General features: G+C 41.9%; 6 protein-coding genes. 5 read left to right on the forward strand and 1 reads right to left on the reverse strand.

Annotated elements, in window-relative coordinates; all coding sequences use genetic code 11:
- The 5 genes from KBF71_08900 to KBF71_08920 all read left to right on the forward strand — a co-directional run.
- On the forward strand, positions 1–1,062 hold a 1,062-nt coding region (locus tag KBF71_08900), incomplete at its 5' end, for an acyl-CoA dehydrogenase (protein ID MBP9878429.1).
- 169 nt (positions 1,063–1,231) lie between these two features.
- Positions 1,232–1,519 (forward strand): GIY-YIG nuclease family protein, encoded by a 288-nt coding sequence (locus tag KBF71_08905; GenBank protein MBP9878430.1) that lies wholly within the window; start codon positions 1,232–1,234, stop codon positions 1,517–1,519.
- 211 nt (positions 1,520–1,730) lie between these two features.
- Positions 1,731–2,123, forward strand: coding sequence for an NADH:ubiquinone oxidoreductase subunit NDUFA12 (locus KBF71_08910; protein ID MBP9878431.1), 393 nt, complete (start codon positions 1,731–1,733; stop codon positions 2,121–2,123).
- Positions 2,124–2,151: 28 nt separating this feature from the next.
- Positions 2,152–2,652, forward strand: coding sequence for an outer membrane lipid asymmetry maintenance protein MlaD (gene mlaD / locus KBF71_08915; protein ID MBP9878432.1), 501 nt, complete (start codon positions 2,152–2,154; stop codon positions 2,650–2,652).
- Between the two features lie 148 nt (positions 2,653–2,800).
- Complete coding sequence (locus KBF71_08920) at positions 2,801–3,133, forward strand: DUF2155 domain-containing protein (GenBank protein ID MBP9878433.1); 333 nt, start codon at positions 2,801–2,803, stop codon at positions 3,131–3,133.
- On the opposite strand, the gene KBF71_08925 is transcribed toward KBF71_08920, so the two are convergent.
- Positions 3,070–3,720, reverse strand: a complete 651-nt coding sequence (locus KBF71_08925; protein MBP9878434.1) for a leucyl/phenylalanyl-tRNA--protein transferase — start codon at positions 3,718–3,720, stop codon at positions 3,070–3,072. The genes KBF71_08920 and KBF71_08925 overlap by 64 nt on opposite strands.
- Positions 3,721–3,900 lie beyond the last annotated feature (180 nt).

The raw sequence follows: 3,900 nt of genomic DNA on the forward strand, positions 1-3,900 counted from the left end.
CTCTTGCCCCGTATTATCAAAGCGAATCGCGAAGAAATTTTTGATCCCGCCATTTATCTTGAAATGGGTGAGATCGGGTTTCTTGGTTCAACCCTCTCTGGCTATGGCTGCGCTGACACAAGTTATGTTGCCTATGGCCTTATTGCACGCGAAGTTGAGCGCATTGATTCAAGTTATCGTTCTGCTCTTTCTGTGCAATCAAGTCTTGTTATGTACCCCATTCACTCATATGCATCAGAAACACTCAAAGAAGAACTCCTTCCAAAGCTCCAAAAGGGAGAGATGATCGGGTGCTTTGGCCTCACTGAACCTGATGGTGGCTCAGATCCTTCTTCAATGAAAACACATGCTAAAAAAGTCAAAGGCGGCTACATCCTCAATGGTTCTAAAACCTGGATCACAAACAGTCCGATTGCACATATATTTGTTGTCTGGGCAAAGGATGAGGATGATATCATTCAAGGCTTTGTGCTTTTAAAAGGGATGGAAGGACTCTCTGCCCCTGCGATTAAAGGCAAATTTTCTCTCAGAGCTTCAATCACCGGTGAGATTGTCATGCAAGATGTCTTCGTGCCTGAAGAAAATAAGCTCAATGTATCTGGTCTCAAAGGCCCCTTCTCCTGTCTCAACAAAGCCCGTTATGGTATTGCCTGGGGTGTTCTTGGCGCAGCCGAATCTTGCTGGCATCTCTCTCGCGATTACGCGCTTGATCGTCATTTATTTGGCCGGCCACTTGCCGCAACTCAGCTTGTCCAAAAAAAGCTGGCCGATATGCAAACTGAAATTACCCTGGGGCTTCATTCTGTTCTGCAATTGGGAAGACTGATGGATAAAGGCAAAGCCGCACCAGAAGCAATTAGTCTTCTTAAACGCAACAATGCTGGCAAAGCCCTTGAGATTGCAAGACAAGCCCGTGATATCCATGGCGGCAATGGCATTGCAGATGAGTACCACATCATTCGTCACATGACAAATCTAGAAGCTGTGAATACCTATGAAGGAACGCATGACATTCACGCCCTCATCTTGGGCCGTGCTCAAACAGGTCTTGCTGCTTTTTAAGGGAAAAGGTTTGAACCTTAGGAAACATGTTTGAGATTTGTGAGCAGTTGTTCCCAAGTGCGTCACTCAGAGCCCTCCTGTTAGGAGGGCGTGGAGTCTCAACAAACTTTCAATACACACTGATTTTATTTTCTAAATTACCACTTGAAAAACATACACCGAGATTAATATGAAACAACCCGCAGTCTATATTGTAACAAATAAATTCAAAAATGTTTTCTATACAGGAGTCACCTCCGACTTATCAAGACGTCAATATGAACATGAAAACAAAATCAAAAAGTCGTTTACGTCTAAGTACAACTGCCATGTATTGATCTATTATGAAAGACACGAGACGATGGAATCAGCAATATCTAGAGAAAAGAAGATAAAAGGCATGTCTCGTACCAAAAAATTAAATCTGATTGAAACACTGAACCCGAAAAGGCAGGACCTCTTACAAGACCTAATCTAGCAAAACCTCTTACTGCAGTACTCCATTGAAAAATCGCAGAGACTCCACGGGCCCGAAGGCGGGCCCTCTGAGTGACGAAAGTTGAGAGTCTCTCGTTTAAAACAAAATTAAACCCTAGTGTGACTATCTAACATCTAATCCCACCCCAACACATGCCTCTTGTCTTTTCAGGTGAAACAAAATATAATATCTGAACCTTAAGGAGGCTTAAATGAATTTCATTGAAAAGATCATACTCTTCATGACTAAGTTGCATGTGAATACTTTTACCTTTCGCTATGGGCGTTATGTGGGAGAAGATCAATTCGGGAATCGTTATTTCGAAGAAAAAAACCCCAGAAACCCAGCTGCTCCAAGAAGATGGGCTCTCTACAAGGGCGAACAGGAAGCAACAAAAATTCCACCGGAATGGGATGGTTGGCTGCATCACATGATCGATGAACCTCTTTCTCCACACGCAACTGAAACCAAACCTTGGATTAAACCTCACCAAGAAAATTTAACAGGAAGCTTTGATGCCTATCGTCCTGAAGGCCATTTCTTAAAAGGCGGCAAACGCCAAAAGGCCACAGGAGATTATAATGCTTGGCGCCCTACATCATAATTGAGACTCAAAATAGGATTACCACTCAATGCAAAAAAATATTGTTGAAATACTTCTCGGCGCACTCGTTCTGATTATTGCAGGCGTCTTTTTCGTTTTTGCTTATAAAAGCTCAAATCTCAGACCTGTTCAAGGCTATGACATCACAGCAGATTTCACACGCATTGATGGTCTTAAAGTCGGTAACGATGTCAAAATCAGCGGCGTTAAAGTTGGCTCAGTCATCAGCCAAAATTTAAATTCAGACAATTACCTTGCAACGATCACCTTATCGATCGATCCAAAAATCAAATTGCCAGTTGACACAATTGCCTCAATCAATAGTGAAAGTCTTTTTGGTGGTAAATATGTCTCACTAGAACCAGGGGCGGATGAAACCTTCATCGCACCAAAAGGGAAAATTGAATATACGCAATCAACACCTGGCCTTGAACAGCTTTTAGGACAAGTCATTTTTAATATGCAATCTAAAGGCAACGACAAAGACGAAGCCAAACAAGACAACAACTCTAATTCCCCTAAAAACTAAGCTAGCAAAGCTCACTTATATGTTTAAACCGATTACACTTATATTGATCTCATGCCTACTTTTCACTTCGCACATAAATGCTGTACAAGCGCAACATGTGCTTGATGGCACCGATGACAATGATGCGCTCAATCTTGATGAACATCAAATGCATCCCGAACCCATAATTGTTCTGCAAGGGCTTGATAAAATCACAGCACGTACATCAAAATTTGCTTTTCGTGTTGGCGAAACAGTTGACTTTGGATCTCTTAAAATTACAGCTCATTCCTGCCAAGTTTCTGATCCGATGGATCCACCTGAATCAGCTGCTCTGCTTGAAATTCAAGAACAGAAAAAAAATCAGCTTCCTAAAAGTATTTTTCAAGGTTGGATGTTTGCCTCATCCCCTGCGCTTTCTTCTCTCGAGCATCCGATCTATGACATTTGGGTGATTGATTGCAAAAGCGATACTAAACATTCCTCTTCTGTTGGCTCATAAAAATGAACCTCTGTTTTAAGAGCCTCTGTTAGCATCTCGTGATATTCTGTTCTGCTAATTTCTCTCGCACCAAATTGACGCAAATGGTCTGTTACAAATTGAGTATCTAACAATTTAAAGCCCGTTTTCTGAAGGCGCGCAACCAAATGCGCTAAGGCAATTTTACTCGTATCTGTTCTGAGAGAAAACATGCTCTCTCCAAAATAAGCACCAGCGATCATCACGCCATAAAGCCCGCCGACAAGCTCATTTTTTTGCTTATCCCAAACTTCAAGAGAATGAGAAAAGCCCAAGCGAAACAATGTTAAATAAAGCGCTTTAATTTTGGGACTAATCCACGTTTGCTCACGCCCAGGACGCTCTTGCGCACAAAGGGCCAAAACTTGTTCAAAGGCTGTATTGTGGCGTATTTCATAGGGATGATGCCTTAATGTCTTTCGAAATCGATGAGAGAGATGAAATTGATCCAGCGGAATAACACCTCGATTATCGGGATCAACCCAAAATATGTCTTTACTATCAGCACTTTCCGACATCGGAAAAATACCAGCCCGGTAGGCCTTAATCACCAATTCCACAAGCGACATATCAATGGTTGGATAATCATCAATCAGTTGCAAAGCTTTCCTCCGAATGTATCTATTACTCCGACAGTGTAACATAGTCGAATTTTGAATATCAAGCCGCGTATTTAACTAAAGGGGCTTCGAACAAAGCAGAGATAACTTTAGGTGATTTTTGAAGAGTTTTCATCTCTGTATATACTG

The organism is Alphaproteobacteria bacterium (genome assembly GCA_018063245.1).
In the GTDB taxonomy this organism is placed as follows: Bacteria; Pseudomonadota; Alphaproteobacteria; order JAGPBS01; family JAGPBS01; genus JAGPBS01.

What these genes read in the sequence shown, in the direction of transcription:
- KBF71_08905 (MBP9878430.1), top strand. Translation starts at nt 1,232, where the DNA reads ATGAAACAACCCGCAGTCTATATTGTAACAAATAAATTCAAAAATGTT.
- KBF71_08910 (MBP9878431.1), top strand. Translation starts at nt 1,731, where the DNA reads ATGAATTTCATTGAAAAGATCATACTCTTCATGACTAAGTTGCATGTG.
- mlaD (MBP9878432.1), top strand. Translation starts at nt 2,152, where the DNA reads ATGCAAAAAAATATTGTTGAAATACTTCTCGGCGCACTCGTTCTGATT.
- KBF71_08920 (MBP9878433.1), top strand. Translation starts at nt 2,801, where the DNA reads ATGCATCCCGAACCCATAATTGTTCTGCAAGGGCTTGATAAAATCACA.
- KBF71_08925 (MBP9878434.1), bottom strand. Translation starts at nt 3,720, where the DNA reads ATGTCGCTTGTGGAATTGGTGATTAAGGCCTACCGGGCTGGTATTTTT.